Raw genomic sequence first — 17,321 nt, forward strand, 5'->3', positions numbered from 1 at the left:
TCATGCGGACTCCAAACCGGACCTGATGGTCCAACTTTTTGTCCGCAGTCCCTGACCAGTCGTTGGGGACAGTCCCTATGTGCCGGCAGTTTGGGACGGTCCTTTGATGTCTGGTGCCCCCAGAGGGGTGGAGTAATACAGCCTACTCTGTCTTTTATGGCTATGGTGTTCGTTCCTTAATGTTCCACAAGGATCGTCGTATGCGCATTTATGCGCATAGCCTTGCGCGATAATGCGCATATCCGCACAGACATCTGCCAAACATGGCAAAATATAGACCGATAAGCAAATAAACGCGCAAACACGAGTAGATACGCGCACAATTGTGCGAATATAGGGTTGTTAGAAATGAAGGACTTCCGATGACTTAGGAGGCACATCATGGCAGATTCCAAACAGGCTCCGCTCGACGCCGAAGCAGCCGCTAAGGTGGCATTTGCCTCGGTCCAGGACAAGCCATTCCCCAACGATATTTTTACGGCCCCCGAGCTCCGCTGGGCCGTGATCGGTTGCGGTGTTATCGCCAACCAGATGGCCCAGTCTCTCGCTCTTGCCGGCCGCAAGCTTGCGGGCGTTGCCAACCGCACACTGTCCAAGGCTCAGGCTTTTGCAGAGCAGTATGGCGTTGAGAAGGTCTATGAAACGGTCGAGGACCTCTATGCCGATCCGAACATTGACGCAGTCTATATCACCACGCCGCACAACACTCACATCACCTACCTGCGATCCGCTCTGGCAGCCGGTAAGCACGTGCTCTGCGAGAAGGCCATTACCCTCAATTCCGCTGAGCTTGACGAGGCCCGCGCCATTGCCGACGAGCACAACGTGGCCCTCATGGACGCCACCACGGTGCTCCACATGCCTTTGTATCAGGAGCTGCGTCGCCGCATGGATGTCGGTGAGTTCGGCCGCATGAATCTCGTCCAACTCAACTTTGGCAGCTACAAGGAGTACGGTGATTTGACCAATCGCTTCTACAACCGCAACCTTGCCGGTGGCGCCATGCTTGATATTGGCGTTTATGCCCTGTCCGTCATGCGCCTCTTTATGGCAAGTCAGCCCGCTGAGGTTGTCTCGCTGGGCAACACCTGCGAGACCGGCGTTGACGTTGCGGGCGGCATCGTCTGCCGTAATGCCGAACAGCAGCTGGGCGTGGTGAGCCTCACGCTCCACTCCAAGCAACCCAAGCGCTCGGTCATCAGCTTCGACAAGTGCTATATCGAGGTCAACGATTATCCGCGCGCCGATCACGCGACCATCGTGTGGACTGAGGATGGCCACCGCGAGGAGGTCAACGCCGGCACCGAGGCTTACGCCCTTTGCTATGAGATGGCCGATCTTGAGAAGGCCGTTGCCGGCGACGACTCCAAGCGCGAGCTGCTGGATTATGCTTCTGATGTTATGGAGCTTATGACCAAGCTTCGCGCCGACTGGGGAGTCGTGTACCCCGAGGAGGAGTAAGCGATGCTTGCGGAAGATAGGCTCAACGCGATCGTATCGATGGTGCAGCAGGCTGGCTCGGTTACCGTGCCAGAGCTTGCTGAGGCACTGGGTGTGACGGCGTCTACCATTCGGCGCGACCTGCAGACGCTCGACCGCGCACACCGCATCGCCAAGGTCCACGGTGGAGCGACGAGCCTTGAGCGTGCGCGCGTGACGCGCGACCTGACGCTCAATGAGCGCAGCGATCTGCACAACGACGACAAGGAGCGTATCTGCGCCCGTGCGGCGGCGCTGGTGGAGCCTGAGAGCTTTGTATACATCGACTCGGGATCGACGACGCTCAGGCTCATCGAGCATCTTCCACACCTTGAAGATGTCACCTATGTGACCGATTCCGTGCTCCATGCTCAGCGCCTTGCTTTGCGCGGCATGCGTACCGTGGTGCTGGGCGGCGAGCTCAAACCCGAGACCGAGGCGCTCGTTGGCCCCGATGCCTTGGCAACCTTAGACCGCTACAACTTCAACTGTGGCTTTTGGGGCTCTAACGGCATTGCCGCCGAGCAGGGCTTCACGGCGCCCGATATCGAGGAAGCGCAAGTAAAGCGCATCTCGATGCGTCATACAGCCAAGCGCTTCGTAATCTCGGACGCCAGTAAATTTGGCATGGTGGCGCCCGTCAAGTTCGCGGACTTCCGCGACGCAACGATTATTACCGCAGGCGAGGTGCCCGCCAAGTACCAGTCGATGGACAACGTCATTACGGTCTAGCGACGGGACAAGGCCAAAACCATTTTGTTTTCTCAATAGAAAAGCGGCAACGTCCATTACGGGCGTTGCCGCTTTTGTTGTCTACCGGTTTGTCTAAGTCTGTAACAACTAGACCGTTAAAAGTGGGCCAAGTGTTACAGATCGAGATACTTCCGAACCGCGTCGTCCCTTTGTCTCGATCTGTAACAGCTGGGTCCGATCTTGCCGAGTTATTGTTACAGATTGAGATTTTCCCCTAAGGGGGATTCGAATGTCTCGATCTGTAACAGATAGACCGGAAAATGGGTTCTAACTGTTATAGATCGAGACGTTTTGGCGCCGCGGCTGAGCCATCGTGGCGGCTTGACGTTTGCCCAGATAAAACCTGCCAAAATAAACCTGTCCCTTTTTGGCGGGTTTTAGGGCTCCCAGGGGCAGGGAGCTTCGATGTGGATGTGCTCACCGGTTACGGGGTGCGTGAAGGACACGCTGTGGGCGTGGAGCATCAGGCCGCAGGGGCGCGGCGTTCCGTATAGGTCGTCGCCAACAAGGGGATGACGCTCGCTCGCCAGGTGCACGCGAATCTGATGCTTGCGGCCGGTGAGTAACTCGACATCGATATACGAGCGCGTGGGCAGACCACGGCGGCTCTTAAGGCGCTTGAGCACCTTCACGCGCGTTTGAGACGGCTTGCCGCTGGCGCCGACGCGCATCTTTCGGCTGTCGTGGCGGTCGCGGGCGATGGGCTTGTCGATGAGCTTTTCGTTCCAGTCGATCTTGCCCTCGGCGAGCGCCAGATAGTGCTTTTCGAATGCGTGGTCGATGATCATCTGGTCAAAAGCGGGTTGCGTCTGCTTGTCGAGCGAGAACAGCACCACGCCGGTGGTGTTGCGGTCCAGGCGGTTGAGCGGCTGCATGTCGGTCGCGGCAAAGCCGTCGCCCATCGCCAGCAGCAGGTCACTGGCGTAGTCGGTAAGTGTGCGCTCGCCGGTGCCGTCACCGTGGACGATCATGCCGGCAGGCTTATCGATGGCCATGAGCCAGGCGTCGCAGTAGAGGACTTGAGGTTCTTCGTTCACGTGTAAGCCTTTCGGTTAGCTAATTCCCACAAACATGCAGCCCGAGGTGGCGCCGCGCAGGCGGGCGGCGGGCTTGCGGCCGGCTTGAGCCGCCTCGACGGCGCGACGGACGCGAGCGACGGCACGGCCAATCTCATCGGCCTCGAGCAAGGTTCCGTCGACCATAAGACGACGGACGCCGGCGTCGAGCAACTGCGGTACCTGCGGCGTAAGGTCGATGGGGTAGGCGTCGTACAAGCGAGAGCGGCCGTGGATGTCGGTGCGCACGGGCATGACCTTTCCGTCGATATTCTTGAGCGAGAGCTTACGGGCACGCAGGCGGCAGCTGGCACAATCGTGGATGCAACCGTTGGCAACCTGCAGAATGCAATGCTCGCTTGTCATGACGCGCGGGCGGCCAAAGACGGTGATGCCTAGAGCCGCGGGCGCGGCGGCACCGAGCGAGACAATCTCGTCGAGCGTGATCTCGGGCGAGAGCCAAAACGCACCGGCTCCGCGCTCGGCAAGCGCCTCCATGCAGGGCGTGTTGTGCACCGGCAGGCAAGAGCGAATCTCGGCTGTGGCGCCAACCTGGGCGGCCAGGGCAAGCTCAGAGATGTTGCCAATAGCGACCGTGGCGCCGGCAACAACCCATGGGTCAACGCGGACGTGGTCAACGGCGCGGCAGACCTCGTCGAGTGCGGGCACAATACCCTGCTCAAATGCATCGGCAGGGGAGAGTCCGACAGCCTCGAGCGCGTCGGTGGTCATGTAGATGCGCGTTGCACCCTCCGCGCGAGCGGCCTCGGCGGCCTCGAGCGAGGTGACGGTAGCGCAGATCTGCGGCTCATCGCGGTAGTGCTCGGGCGCGGGGCGGGAATCATTGGTGACAGTCGCCGGTAGCTCGAGCGTGCGGGCGCGCTCCTCATACGGTGCCAGAATGGCCTCTTCCAGCGCCTTACAAGCGGCGGCGCGCACCTTGTGCACGGCGGAAAAGCCCATGCCGCAACTCTCGTCGAGGGCCACGTCAAAGCTCGCGGCCTCAAAGGGAGAGGAGCCCATGCGCCCGACGTGCTCAACCAGATCGGACGCCTCGACCGCACGGGTCTTGGCGGCCTCGACGGTGAAGCCCGTGGCGGTGGCGGTGAGCGCGGGGTCGTCACAGCAGGTGAGTGTGACAGTAAACGGCTTGCCCAGGCGCGCCACGACGGACACATCAACAGCGCGGCGGCGCAGCACATCGCGCTTGAGCGCGGCGCCGGCGGCGTCGATGGCACGCTGGCTGCGAATCACGCGGACGCGGCAGCCCTCGGGCATGCTACGGGGCGCGCGACACTCGATAACATCGCCGGCAGCGGCATCATCGGCGGCAATGGTGGTCAGGAACTGGTCAAACTCGTTATCGTGGCGAAGCTCCAGCAGGTCGCCCTTGCCCACGGGCTCAAACAGCTCAATGCGGGCGATGGCGGCGCGGCGACGGCGGTCGTCGGGCTTGAGGCCGCGCACATCGCGGTTGGCCGGGCGGCTGCCCAGCACCGTGCCCACGATCTGTCCGCGGTTGTTGGAACGCTCATAGCTCATCATCTCGTCGCCCGAGGTGCCGTCCTGATAGGCGTGCGTAAAGTCGCGGTTAAAGCAGCGCTTGAGCTGGCGCTGACGGGCGGCTTCCTCGTCCTTAGAGGTCGAAACATCGGCCAGCATATCGTCAATCTGATGACGATACACGTCGACGATGGAATACACGTAATCGGGAGCCTTCATGCGGCCCTCGAGCTTGAGCGATGCGGCGCCGGCGTCATACAGACGGCGAACAAGCTGCGAAGTGTTGGTGTCGCGCGGGCACAGCGCGCGCTCGCGACCGGCAGGGGAGAGCGAGCGGCCGTTCTCGTCGATCAGCTCGTAAGGCAGGCGACAGGGTTGAGCGCACATGCCGCGGTTGGCCGAGCGGCCCGCCATGGCAAAGCTCGAAAGCAGACACAGGCCAGAGTAGCAAAAGCAGATGGCGCCATGGCTAAAGACCTCAAGGTCCACATCGGGCGCGGCATCGTGAATGGCGGCAATCTCGTCGATGGAAAGCTCGCGCGAGAGGGTCACGCGGTCGGCGCCCTGCTCGCGGCACCAAAGGGTTCCGCGGTCGTCGTGGATGTTCGCCTGGGTCGAGATGTGTGTCTCGATGCTGGGCATCGTGCGCTTGACCTCAAAGAACAGGCCCCAGTCCTGGATGATGAAGGCGTCGGCGCCCAGCGTGGAGCAGCGATGGATGAGCTGCAGCGCATCGCTCATCTCGGATTCCTTGATGACGATGTTGACCGTGACGTAGACGCGCGAGCCGGCCAGATGCGCGGCGCGGCAGGCCTGCTCAAAGGCCTCGTCGGTAAAGTTGGTGGCCTTGCGGCGTGCGTTGAAGCTGCCCATGCCGCAGTAGATGGCGTCTGCCCCGGCGGCGAGTGCGGCGGCAAAGGGCTCGGGCCCTCCGGCGGGCGCCAAAAGCTCGGGCCTGCGGTTGGTGGTTCGACTGGCGGTTGCGGTCATATCCTGCCTTTCAAAATGCTCAGATACTCAAAAGTATAGTGGTGCCGTCGCGGCAGGCGATGCCTGTGCTCTAAGCGGGATAAAGTCTTCAGCAGCTTGGACTGGCTGCTCCACATGAGAACCGTTCAGCGGTCCGGGGAAACCGTTGGGCGATAAAATATTCTCGCAACGTGATAATAATATTGCATCGCGCGGAAACCTTGAGTACTATCCCAATCAAGCGCGGTGTTCAGACCGAACTGTGCCTCCCGGTGTGAACGCCGCGCTCCCGTTCCCTTTTACTTGTAAGGAGAAAAACATGAGCAAGACCGTCGTGTCTTCCGATAACGCACCCGCAGCCATCGGCCCGTATTCCCCCGGTATCCAGACTGGCAACATGGTGTTCCTGTCCGGCCAGCTGGGCATCGATCCCGCGACCGGCAAGCTGCCCGAGGGTGTCGAGGCCCAGGCCAAGCAGTCCCTCGCCAACGTCGAGGCTCTGCTGACCGCTGCCGGCGCCACGTTTGCCGATGTCGTCAAGACCACGGTCTACCTGGCTGACATCGCCGACTTTGCCGCCGTGAACGAGATTTACGCCTCCAAGTTCGAGGCTCCGTTCCCCGCGCGCAGCGCTTTCCAGGTTGCCGCCCTTCCGGCTGGCGGTCTGGTCGAGATCGAGGTTGTCGCCGCTCTCTAAGGCGTTGGCAACAACTAAACATGACATGCAAAAAGACCCTGCAGCGCGTGCGAGCTGCAGGGTCTTTTGTCAAGCGATGCGACAAAAATGATCCGTTTCCCTTCGTCCCCAAGGGATCACGTTTAGCCCTCCTTGCGGACTTTTTGCAGGTAGCGGTAGACGCTGGGCTCCGAAATGCCCAGCGCGGTGGCGGCGCAGGCCACAGCGCCCTTGAGCATGAACACCCCGTTGCCGTTGAGATGGCGAATGACGTCCACGCGGTCGCTCTGACCAAGCGACGCTACATCCAGCCCGCGCGCGCTCAGCAACTCGGCAATGCTGCGGTCGATGAGCTCCTGCGTGGACTCCGAAAGGCTTTCGACCTCGATAGGGGCGGGCTCCGTGCGCGTCGGCGCCGCGTCGAAGCATGCCATGAGCTGCTGCGCCATGGTGTTGATGGAGCGCACGGTCGAGAGGTCGGTGTTGACGCAGAGCATACCGACGATCTCGTTATCCTCGCGGATAAAGTACGTCGCCGACTCCAGCGTTTTGCCGCCGGCGCCGCGGCCCTCGTAGCCCGTAATAAACGGCAGGTCGCGATACTTGGGGTCGTGCATGATCTTGAGCGCCAGATCGGTGGCAGGACCGCCGATCTTACGGCCGCTCACGATGCCGTTGCGAATATCGACGATGGCGTGGTCGGGATCCGAGAAATCGTGCAGCACGATCTCGCTGTTCTTGCCGAGTATCTGCTCCAGGAAATCGACCATCGGCAAAAAGCGGCGTACGGTCTCGTTCACGGGCAACTCCTTTGGGTGAAATCGGAAATGTTCATAACAATTTTTTCTCATGGTAACACGCTGCTCATCATCTCGTATATCCGCAGGTACATTGCGTAATGCAGACGAACGGTATGATTTTGGCGGTAAACGGTCGACCAAAAGAAAAGTAAGATGTTATTTAGACCAGACACATTCCTGACCTGCGGAAACGAGTTATTTCAGCCGAAGAATAGTCTGATAACAAAAAATTATTATTGAGAATGAGAATCATCTTTAATACGATATGCAACGAAGGCACAACCTCAACCCCGCACTGCGTCACAATAGAGCGTTAGATGCGAAAACAACTACTTCGAGGATTGGTGGTCAAATGACCCAGGAGACGGTTACGAACGGCACTGAAGCCCTGTTCACTCGTGAAGGCATGCCTCCCGTTAAGGAAATGATCCCGTGTGCCCTTCAGCACGTACTGGCTTCGTTTGCCGGTATCATCACCCCGGCTGTCATCATGGCCGGTGTCTACGGCTTTAATAGCCAGCAGAGCACCGACATCATCCAGGTCGCGCTCATTCTTTCGGCGATCGACACGGCCCTTCAGGCCTTTGCCCCCTTCCGTCGCATCGGCGGCGGCCTGCCCATCGTCATGGGCGTTTCGTTCGCGTTCCTGCCGGCCCTGCAGGCCATGGGTGCCTCGGGCTTTAGCTTTGGTGCGCTGCTGGGCGGCGAGATCGTCGGCGGCGCCGTCGCGGTCCTCTTTGGTCTGGCCTACAGCAAGATCAAGTGGCTGTTCCCGCCCGTCGTGACCGGTACGGTCATCTTCTCCATTGGCGTCTCTCTCTATCCCACGGCCGTCAAGTACATGGCCGGCGGCATGGGCACGCCGCTGTGGGGCACCCCGCAGGCCTGGTGCGTCGCTCTTATCACCTTCGCCGTGGTCTTTGCGCTCGCCAACTTTGGCAAGGGCACGCTCAAGCTGGGCTCCGTGTTCTTTGGCATGATCGTTGGCATGATCGTCTCCATCCCCTTCGGCATGATCGACTTCTCCAGCGTCGCCACCGCTCAGGTCTTCGCCCTTCCCAAGCTCATGCCCTACGCGCTCGAGTTTGATCCCGAGGTCTGCATTACCCTCGCCGTCGTGTTCCCCATGGTTGCCATCCAGGTTATCGGTGACGTCTCCGCCGCCTGCCTGGGCTCCATCGACCGTATGCCCACCGAGCGCGAGCTCTCCGGCGCTATCGTGTCCCAGGGCCTTACCTCTATGGTCGGCGGCCTGCTGGGCGGTCTTCCCACCAGCGCCCTTGGCCAGAACGTGGGCATCATCTGCTCCAACAAGGTCGTCAACAAGTGGGTCTTTGTGATCATCGCTGCCGTCTTTGCCATCGCCGGTCTGTTCCCGCAGCTCTCTGCCGTCCTTTCCGCTATCCCGCAGCCCGTCATCGGCGGTGCTACCGTGGGCGTGTTTGGCACCATCACCATGAACGGCGTGCGCATGTTCACCCGCGAGGGCCTCACGCAGCGCACTACCACCATCGTCGGCACCTCCGTCGTCTTTGGCCTGGGTATCTGGATGGCCAGCGGTTGCCTTGCCGGCGAGGGTATGCCCGCCTGGGTGTCCACCGTCATCGGCTCCAATGCCGTAACCCCCACCGCCATCATGGCCATTGTCCTTAACCTGATCCTTCCGCAGACGCCGGTCGTGGCTCAGCACATCGATGCTGCCAAGGACGCTGCCGTGGATCTGGTCTTGCCCGAGAGCAAGAAGTAACCAATTCGGTGCTATTCGTCGGCGGACACATCGCCTCGTCCGCTGACGTCATGCGGCGCCAAGCCGCACTTCAAAGGGTCTGTCCCTTTGGTGAAGCGTTGACGGGAGAGGGCCCGTTTCCGGTGTAGGCCGGCGCTTCGCACTCCGCCATGTCAGAGGTGTCAAACCCCGCCTCTGATGTCGAAGGGAGCATCCATGCTTCTGGTCGCTAACGGTTCCGTCTTTACCCGCAACGCTCAGGCCCCGTTCATCCCCAACGGTGCAGTCGCCATTGACGGAGATACGATCGTCGAAGTGGGCCCCGAGTGCGAGCTCAAGGTCAAGTACCCGGGTGCCGAGTACGTCGACGCCCGGGGCAACCTCATCATGCCCGGACTTATCAACTGCCATACCCACATCTACTCGGGTCTGGCTCGCGGCCTTGCCATTAAGGGCTGCAACCCCACCAACTTCCTGGAGAATCTTGAGCAGCAGTGGTGGAAGATTGACGACAACCTGACGCTCGACGGCACCAAGGCCAGCGCCTATGCCACGATTCTGGACTCCATCCGCGATGGCGTCACAACGATCTTCGATCACCATGCGAGCTTCTGCGAGATTCCGGGAAGCCTCTTTACCATTAAGGATGCAGCTCAGGAGCTGGGCATGCGTTCGTGCCTGTGCTACGAGGTCTCCGACCGCCGCGGTCAGGAAAAATGTGACCAGGCCATTGCCGAGAACGCCGAGTTTGCCCAGTGGGCCGCCAAGGAGCGTCGCGATAACGACAACCACATGATCGCCGCCATGTTTGGCGGTCACGCCACCTTTACGCTGTCGGACGAGACCATGGACAAGATGGCCGAGGCCAACAACGGCCTGACCGGCTTCCACATCCACGTATGCGAGGGTATGAACGACGTGTGGGATTCCCGCCTCAACCGCGGCGGCATCAGCCCCGTCGAGCGCCTGCTGCAGCACAACCTGCTGGGTCCCGACACCATGCTGGGCCACTGCATCCACGTGACGCCCGCCGAGATGGATATCGTCAAGGAGTCCGGTACCTGGCTCGTCAACAACCCCGAATCCAATATGGGCAACGCCGTGGGCTGCGCCCCCGTGCTCGAGTTCTTCCGCCGCGGCATCCCCGTGTGCATGGGCACCGACGCCTACACCCACGATATGCTCGAGAGCCTCAAGGTCTTCCTGATCATTCAGCGCCACAACGCCGCTATGCCCAACGTGGGCTGGTGCGAGGCCATGACGATGCTCTTTGAGAACAACGCCAAGATGGCGAGCAAGTACTTCGATCGCAAGCTCGGCGTGCTTGAACCCGCCGCCGCCGCCGACGTCATCGTCATGGACTACAAGCCCTTTACGCCGCTGAGCGAGGAGAACATCGACGGCCACATGCTCTTTGGCATGATGGGCAAAAACTGCCGTACCACCATCATCAACGGCCGCGTCCTGTACAAGGATCGCGAGTTCGTTGGCATTGATGAGGACAAGATCAACGCGTGGACCATGGCCGAGTCCAAGAAGCTCTGGAGCACGCTTAACGATCGCGCCTACTAATTACAAGTAGATTCACGCGCGTCGGATGTTTCGCCGCATCCGACGCGCGTATAGGCGACCTCCGCGGGGTCGCCGGCGCTGTGCTAGCGCTACACCGTATTTGCGCCCGCCGCGCGGTCTCGCCGGGCGTTACAGAGAGGAGCTCACTATGAGCGACATCATGAGGCCGATCCCGTTTTCGCAGCTGATGAACTGGATCATCGAGGAGCACAAGACCCAGGACGCCATCTTTGGCGTGCGCAAGATGGTCACGACCAACCAGGAGGGTGCGCTCCCCATTTTTGACGAGCGCATCGAGACTCCGTTTGGCCCGGCCGCCGGTCCCAATACGCAGCTGGCCCAGAACATCGTGGCGTCCTACGTGGCCGGTTCCCGCTTCTTTGAGCTTAAGACCGTTCAGGTTATGGACGGCGAGGAGCTCTCCAAGTGCGTTAACAAGCCCTGTATCGTGGCGCAGGACGAGTGCTACAACTGCGAGTGGTCGACCGAGCTCGAGGTTCCGCAGGCCTTTGCCGAGTACGTGAAGGCATGGTTCGCCTGCCACCTGATCGCTCGCGAGTACGGCTTGGGCAGCCCGGACGGCTTTGTCTTCAACATGTCCGTGGGTTATGACCTGGAGGGCATTAAGAGCCCCAAGGTCGATGCGTACATCGAGGGCATGAAGGACGCCAACGGCTCCGACGTCTGGAACGAGTGCCGCACGTGGGCGCTCGCTAACCTGGACAAGTTTGAGCATGTCGATGCCGCGTTTGTCGAGTCCATCCCGGCACGCGTCTCCAACTCCATTACCGAGTCCACGCTGCATGGCTGCCCGCCGGCGGAGATTGAGCGCATCGCGACCTATCTGATCACCGAGAAGGGCCTCAACACCTACATCAAGTGCAACCCCACGCTGCTGGGCTATGAGTTTGCCCGCCAGCGCCTCAACGAGCTGGGCTTTGACTACATCGTCTTCGATGACACGCACTTCCGCGAGGACCTGCAGTGGGCCGACGCCGTGCCCATGTTCGAGCGCCTGATTGCCCTGTGCGCCGAGCACGGCTTGGAGTTTGGCGTCAAGCTGACCAACACGTTCCCCGTCGACGTGACCAGGGACGAGCTGCCCTCCACCGAGATGTACATGTCGGGCCGTTCGCTGTTCTCGCTGACCATCGAGGCCGCCCGTCGCATTACCGAGCAGTTCGATGGCAAGCTGCGCATCAGCTACTCCGGCGGTGCTACGGTCTACAACATCCGCGCCCTGTACGATGCCGGCATTTGGCCTGTCACCCTGGCGACCGACGTGCTCAAGCCCGGTGGCTACGAGCGCTTTAGCCAGATGGCCGGCGAGTTTACCGATCTGGACGGCAAGCCGTTTGAGGGTGTCTCTCTCGATGCCGTGACCGCGATTCAGGCCGATTCGCTCACCAACCCGCTCTACAAGAAGCCGCTACGCCCGCTGCCCGACCGCAAGGTCGCCGGCAAGAGCCCGCTTTCCGACTGCTTTACCACGCCGTGCCGCACGAGCTGCCCCATCCAGCAGGATATTCCCGCCTATCTGGCGGCTGTTGACGAGGGCCGCTACGAGGACGCGCTCAACATTATCATCGAGCGCAACGCCCTGCCGTTCATTACCGGCACCATCTGCCCGCATCCCTGCGGCCGTGCCTGCGAGCGTGCGTTCTACGAGCCCGAGGGCGCCCAGATTCGCGCCAGCAAGCTCAAGGCCGCCCGCGAGGCCATGACCGCCGTGCTGCCCAAGCTGCGCGCCCAGGCCATCGCCAACGACGGCGAGCGCAACGTTGCCGTTATCGGCGGCGGCCCGGCCGGTCTGGCGACGGCGTTCTTCCTGACGCGCGCCGGCGTGCCCGTCACCATCTTTGAGGCCCGCGATTCGCTCGGCGGCGTGGTCCGTCACGTGATCCCCGAGTTCCGTATCGCCAGCGACGATATCTCCCACGATGCCGAGCTCTGCCTGGTCTTTGGTGCCAAGGTGCAGCTCAATGCCCGCGTGGATTCCATTGACGAGCTCAAGGCCCAGGGCTTTACCGACGTGGTCGTGGCCACCGGTGCCTGGATGCCCGGCTCTGCGGGCCTGGGCGAGGGTGCCGAGCTCGACGTGCTGGAGTTCCTCGAGGCCGCCAAGAAGGGCGAGAAGCTCGAGCTGGGCGAGGATGTCGTGGTCATTGGCGCCGGCAATACCGCCATGGACGCGGCCCGCGTGGCCAAGCGCCTGGCTGGCGTGAAGAACGTGCGCTTGGTCTACCGCCGCACCAAGAAGCAGATGCCCGCCGACGAGGAAGAGCTCGATCTTGCTCTTGCCGACGGCGTTGAGTTCTGCGAGCTGCTGGCGCCCAAGGCGCTCAACGGTGCCGTGCTGACCTGCGATGTTATGGAGCTTGGCGAGCCGGACTCAAGCGGCCGTCGCAGCCCTGTCGCCACGGGTGAGACCGTTGAGCTTTCCGCCACCACGGTGATCTGCGCCGTGGGCGAGGGCATCGATGCCAGCCTGTACGATGCCGCGGGCGTCGAGCACGACCGTCGCGGTCGCCTTGCCGCCACCTCCACCGGTGTCGAGGGCGTTTGGGCTGCGGGTGACTGCCGTCGCGGTCCGGCCACCGTGGTCGAGGCTATCGCCGATGCCGCCGAGGTCGCTCGTGCCATCGCCGGCGTGGACTTTAACAAGTACGCCGACTGCAACGAGCAAACCGGCCGCGAGGACACCTGTTACGAGCGCAAGGGGTCGCTGTGCCGCGACAAGCGCAACTGCACCAAGACTCGCTGCCTGGGCTGCGGCTCGGTGTGCGAGGTCTGCTGCGACGTGTGCCCCAACCGCGCCAACGTTGCCATCAAGGTGCCGGGCCTGGCCAAGCATCAGGTCGTCCATGTCGACGGCATGTGCAACGAGTGCGGCAACTGCGCCGTGTTCTGCCCCTACCAGGAGGGTCGTCCCTACAAGGACAAGCTCACCCTGTTCTGGAGCGAGCAGGACATGGAGAACTCCGAGAACGAGGGCTTCCTGGCCGTGGACGAGGATCACTTTAAGGTCCGCGTCGCCGGCACGGTCCGCACCGTCTCGGTCGATGCCGTCAACACCGGCCTTCCCGAGGCTGTCCGCCTGACCATCAGGGCTGTGCGCGACAACTATTCGTACCTTCTTAAGAAATAGGCGAGTCTCTTATGGCCAAATCCATTCAACATAACGTGGCCTACGTTGCCTGCGGAAGCGGTTGCACCTCCGCAGGCGGCGACGCCCGCTGCAGCGAAGGCTGCATTGGCTGTGGCGCCTGTGTCACGGCCTGCCCCCACGGCGCCATTGCGCTGGTCGATGGCATCGCCCGCGTGGATCGCTCCAAGTGCACGGGCTGTGGCCTGTGCGGCATGGCGTGCCCGCAGCGCGTGATTGCCTTCGTTCCCGGCTACCAGAACATTCTGGTGCGCTGTAACAACACCGACAAGGGCGCCATTGCGCGCAAGATCTGCGACACGAGCTGCATCGGTTGCGGCATGTGCGCTAAAAAGTGCCCTGCCGGCGCTATCCGCATCGAGGACAACTGCGCCCATATCGACGGCGCGGACTGCCTGTCGTGCGGCATGTGCGCCGTCGTCTGCCCGCATGGCGCCATTCACGACCGCACCGGCATCGCCGCCGGCGTGTAGAAGGGAATCACCATGGCACAGGAATTCACTTTTACCGTTAACGGCGTCGAGCGCACGACGACTCAGAACAAGCCGCTGCTCCGCTACTTGCGCGACGACCTGCACATCCATTCCGCTAAGGACGGCTGCTCCGAGGGCGCCTGCGGTACCTGCACCATCCATGTAGACGGCGCGGCCGTCAAGGCATGCGTACTGACCACCGCTCTTGCCGCCGGCCGCAACATCGTGACCGTCGAGGGCCTGCCCCAGGACGTGCGCGAGGCCTTTGTGTACGCCTTTGGCGCCGTGGGTGCCGTGCAGTGCGGTTTTTGCATCCCCGGCATGGTCATGGCGGGTGCGGCGCTCATCGCCGAGGACCCCGAGCCCACCGAGGAGCAGATCAAGTACGCCATCCGCGGCAACGTCTGCCGCTGCACCGGCTACAAAAAGATTATCGAGGGCATCTCGCTGGCCGCTGCGGTACTCCGCGGCGAAAAGCAGATCGACGAGGATCTGGAGCGCGGCGATGACTACGGCGTGGGCAAGCGCGCCTTCCGCATCGACGTGCGCAAGAAGGTGCTCGGCGAGGGCAAGTACCCCGACGACATCGACGAGATCGACCAGCCGGGCCTGACCTATGCCAGCGCCGTGCGCTCCAAGTACCCGCGCGCCCGTGTGCTCTCCATCGATACCTCCAAGGCCGAGGCCCTGCCCGGTGTGGTGGGTATCCTGCGCGCCGAGGACGTGCCGGTCAACCAGGTCGGCCACCTTATCCAGGACTGGGACGTCATGATCGCCCAGGGCGACATCACCCGCTGCGTGGGCGATGCCATTGTGCTGGTGGTTGCCGAGGACGAAGCGACGCTCGAGAAGGCCAAGAAGCTCGTAAAGATTGATTACGAGCCGCTGGAGCCCGTGCGTAACATTGTCGAGGCCAGGGCCGCCGACGCCCCGCGCCTGCACGACAGCTTCTTTGCCTTCGGCAACACGGTGGAGCTCAAGGACAACGTGTGTCAGAGTCGCCACGTGACGCGCGGCGACGCCGCCAAGGCGCTGGCCGAAAGCGCGTTCACCGTGACGCAGCGCTTTACCACGCCCTTTACCGAGCATGCCTTCTTGGAGCCCGAGTGCGCCGTTGCCTTCCCGTACAAGAACGGCGTCAAGGTGCAGTCGACCGACCAGGGTGCCTACGACACGCGCAAAGAGTGTGCCCACATGTTTGGCTGGGACAACGAGCCCGAGCGCGTGGTCGTCGAGACCATGCTCGTGGGCGGCGGCTTTGGCGGTAAGGAGGACGTTTCGATCCAGCACCTGGCCGCGCTTGCTGCCTATAAGCTCCAGCGTCCTGTGAAGTGCAAGCTCACGCGTGCCGAGTCGCTCGCGTTCCATCCCAAGCGTCATGCCATGGACGGCACCTTTACACTGGGCTGCGATGCCGAAGGCAACTTTACCGGCCTGGATTGCGAGATCAACTTTGATACCGGCGCCTACGCTTCGCTGTGCGGCCCGGTGCTCGAGCGTGCCTGCACGCATGCCGTCGGTCCCTACAAGTACCAGAACACCGACATTCGCGGTTTTGGCTACTACACTAACAACCCGCCTGCCGGCGCGTACCGTGGCTTTGGCGTTTGCCAGTCCGAGTTTGCACTCGAGAGCCTGATTGACCTACTGGCCGAGAAGGTCGGCCTGGATCCGTGGGAGATCCGCTACCGTAACGCCATCGAGCCGGGCGAGGTTTTGCCCAACGGCCAGATCGCCGATTGCTCCACGGCGCTTAAGGAGACGCTGCTCGAGGTCAAGGATGCCTATTACGCGCATCCCGGACACGCCGGTATCGCCTGCGCCATGAAGAACGCCGGCGTGGGCGTGGGCCTGCCCGATGCCGGCCGCTGCAAGATCCGCATCGAGAACGGCGTGGCCGTGGTCTACGCCGCCACGTCCGACATCGGCCAGGGCTGCAACACGGTCTTTTTGCAGGACGTTGCCGAGGCGTGCGGTCTGCCGCTGAGCTGCATTGCCAACGGCGAGTGCTCCACCGAGAACGCTCCCGACTCCGGCACCACGTCTGGCTCGCGCCAGACGGTCGTGACCGGCGAGGCCGTGCGCGGCGCCGCCTTCCTGCTGCGCGATGCCATGGTTGGCATCGAGGCCGGTAAGCCTGCGCCTACCGCCCCGGTGAGCGCCCATGGTGACGGCGTCAAGATCGAGTACGACGACGGTCGCGCCTATCAGCTACGCACACAGGAGCTCGTCGCCGGCCAGGGCATGCATCCTCAGGATCCCGCGGCCGCCATCAAGGCGCTCGAGGGATGCGAGTTTGGCTACGTGTATCTGGAGCCGACCGACAAACTGGGCGCCGACGTCCCCAATCCCAAGAGCCACATCTGCTACGGCTTTGCCACGCACGTGGCCATTCTGGACGATGACGGCCGCGTGAGCGAGGTCTATGCCGCGCACGATTCCGGCAAGGTGGTCAACCCCATCTCCATCCAGGGCCAGATCGAAGGCGGCGTGCTCATGGGTATGGGCTATGCGCTTACCGAGGACTGGCCGCTCAAGGACTGCGTACCCCAGGCAAGGTACGGCACGCTCGGGCTGTTCCGTGCGCCCGAGATTCCGGATATCCACGCCATCTACGTGGAGAAGGACGAGCTGCTGCCCGTGGCATATGGTGGCAAGGGCATCGGCGAGATTGCAACGATCCCCACGGCGCCCGCCGTGCAGAATGCCTACCGCGCATTCGACGGCAAGCTGCGTCCGGATCTGCCCATGGTGGATACGCCCTACAGCCGCGCCCGTCACCGCGGGTAGAGTAGAGCGCGGACGGCCATTGCTGACGGGCTGTTCGCGCTCAACATCAACTGTATATGCTGCGCCTTTGGCCCCAGTTCCATCGCGAGCCGGGGCCTTTTGTTTGGAGCGGAAACTGCGTCCCGGAATTGGCGCTCAGAATGGGATGCGCTTTCCGGTTGGAGCTTCAAACGGAAAGTGCATCCCGGAATCCGCGCCTGGAATGGGACACACTTTCCGGTTGTCGTTCACTTGGAAACTGCATCCCAGTTTGAGCGTTCATTCTGGGACACGCTTTCCGTTAGGCCTACCATCCGGAAAGTGCGTCGGGACTGCGGACGATTTCTTGGACCGCTACGCGGCCCTTCCCAGCGCGGCGC

Annotated in this window: 11 protein-coding genes; 8 read left to right on the forward strand and 3 right to left on the reverse strand. The window is 62.1% G+C overall.

The genetic code is table 11. The features are described from left to right. Positions 1 to 381 precede the first annotated feature (381 nt). Entirely contained in the window at positions 382 to 1,461 is a 1,080-nt protein-coding gene (locus DW195_RS09850; protein WP_118206602.1) for a Gfo/Idh/MocA family protein, read from the forward strand. A gap of 3 nt (positions 1,462 to 1,464) precedes the next feature. Next, positions 1,465 to 2,211 (forward strand): DeoR/GlpR family DNA-binding transcription regulator, encoded by a 747-nt coding sequence (locus tag DW195_RS09855; protein ID WP_118206603.1) that lies wholly within the window; start codon positions 1,465 to 1,467, stop codon positions 2,209 to 2,211. Positions 2,212 to 2,609: 398 nt separating this feature from the next. On the opposite strand, the gene DW195_RS09860 is transcribed toward DW195_RS09855, so the two are convergent. Both DW195_RS09860 and DW195_RS09865 read right to left on the reverse strand, forming a co-directional pair. After that, complete coding sequence (locus DW195_RS09860) at positions 2,610 to 3,269, reverse strand: RluA family pseudouridine synthase (protein WP_233503995.1); 660 nt, start codon at positions 3,267 to 3,269, stop codon at positions 2,610 to 2,612. 15 nt (positions 3,270 to 3,284) lie between these two features. After that, positions 3,285 to 5,780, reverse strand: a complete 2,496-nt coding sequence (locus DW195_RS09865; RefSeq protein ID WP_118206604.1) for a U32 family peptidase — start codon at positions 5,778 to 5,780, stop codon at positions 3,285 to 3,287. Positions 5,781 to 6,078: 298 nt separating this feature from the next. Between DW195_RS09865 and DW195_RS09870 the strand changes: the two genes are divergently transcribed. Next, positions 6,079 to 6,456 carry a RidA family protein gene (locus DW195_RS09870; RefSeq protein ID WP_089572469.1) on the forward strand — a complete coding sequence of 126 codons (378 nt, stop codon included), beginning with the start codon at positions 6,079 to 6,081 and terminating at the stop codon, positions 6,454 to 6,456. 122 nt (positions 6,457 to 6,578) lie between these two features. On the opposite strand, the gene DW195_RS09875 is transcribed toward DW195_RS09870, so the two are convergent. Continuing rightward, positions 6,579 to 7,235, reverse strand: coding sequence for a transcriptional regulator (locus DW195_RS09875; RefSeq protein WP_233503003.1), 657 nt, complete (start codon positions 7,233 to 7,235; stop codon positions 6,579 to 6,581). Between the two features lie 352 nt (positions 7,236 to 7,587). Between DW195_RS09875 and DW195_RS09880 the strand changes: the two genes are divergently transcribed. The 5 genes from DW195_RS09880 (at position 7,588) to xdh (ending at position 16,962) form a co-directional block, all read left to right on the forward strand. Further along, positions 7,588 to 8,982: a uracil-xanthine permease family protein gene (locus tag DW195_RS09880; protein ID WP_055285183.1), complete on the forward strand. Its 1,395-nt coding sequence runs from the start codon at positions 7,588 to 7,590 to the stop codon at positions 8,980 to 8,982. A gap of 195 nt (positions 8,983 to 9,177) precedes the next feature. Beyond that, positions 9,178 to 10,533, forward strand: coding sequence for a putative aminohydrolase SsnA (gene ssnA / locus DW195_RS09885; protein WP_118206605.1), 1,356 nt, complete (start codon positions 9,178 to 9,180; stop codon positions 10,531 to 10,533). Between the two features lie 148 nt (positions 10,534 to 10,681). Beyond that, positions 10,682 to 13,681, forward strand: coding sequence for a putative selenate reductase subunit YgfK (gene ygfK / locus DW195_RS09890; protein WP_118206606.1), 3,000 nt, complete (start codon positions 10,682 to 10,684; stop codon positions 13,679 to 13,681). 11 nt (positions 13,682 to 13,692) lie between these two features. After that, positions 13,693 to 14,172, forward strand: coding sequence for a 4Fe-4S binding protein (locus DW195_RS09895; protein WP_118206607.1), 480 nt, complete (start codon positions 13,693 to 13,695; stop codon positions 14,170 to 14,172). Positions 14,173 to 14,184: 12 nt separating this feature from the next. Further along, positions 14,185 to 16,962 carry a selenium-dependent xanthine dehydrogenase gene (gene xdh, locus DW195_RS09900; RefSeq protein WP_118206608.1) on the forward strand — a complete coding sequence of 926 codons (2,778 nt, stop codon included), beginning with the start codon at positions 14,185 to 14,187 and terminating at the stop codon, positions 16,960 to 16,962. Positions 16,963 to 17,321 lie beyond the last annotated feature (359 nt).

The organism is Collinsella sp. AM17-1, assembly GCF_003470665.1.
In the GTDB taxonomy this organism is placed as follows: domain Bacteria; phylum Actinomycetota; class Coriobacteriia; order Coriobacteriales; family Coriobacteriaceae; genus Collinsella.

Bases quoted from the DNA above. Each gene is read 5' to 3' on its own strand.
- DW195_RS09855 (WP_118206603.1), top strand. From the start codon at position 1,465: ATGCTTGCGGAAGATAGGCTCAACGCGATCGTATCGATGGTGCAGCAG.
- DW195_RS09870 (WP_089572469.1), top strand. From the start codon at position 6,079: ATGAGCAAGACCGTCGTGTCTTCCGATAACGCACCCGCAGCCATCGGC.
- DW195_RS09880 (WP_055285183.1), top strand. From the start codon at position 7,588: ATGACCCAGGAGACGGTTACGAACGGCACTGAAGCCCTGTTCACTCGT.
- DW195_RS09850 (WP_118206602.1), top strand. From the start codon at position 382: ATGGCAGATTCCAAACAGGCTCCGCTCGACGCCGAAGCAGCCGCTAAG.
- ygfK (WP_118206606.1), top strand. From the start codon at position 10,682: ATGAGCGACATCATGAGGCCGATCCCGTTTTCGCAGCTGATGAACTGG.
- DW195_RS09865 (WP_118206604.1), bottom strand. From the start codon at position 5,780: ATGACCGCAACCGCCAGTCGAACCACCAACCGCAGGCCCGAGCTTTTG.
- xdh (WP_118206608.1), top strand. From the start codon at position 14,185: ATGGCACAGGAATTCACTTTTACCGTTAACGGCGTCGAGCGCACGACG.
- DW195_RS09895 (WP_118206607.1), top strand. From the start codon at position 13,693: ATGGCCAAATCCATTCAACATAACGTGGCCTACGTTGCCTGCGGAAGC.
- ssnA (WP_118206605.1), top strand. From the start codon at position 9,178: ATGCTTCTGGTCGCTAACGGTTCCGTCTTTACCCGCAACGCTCAGGCC.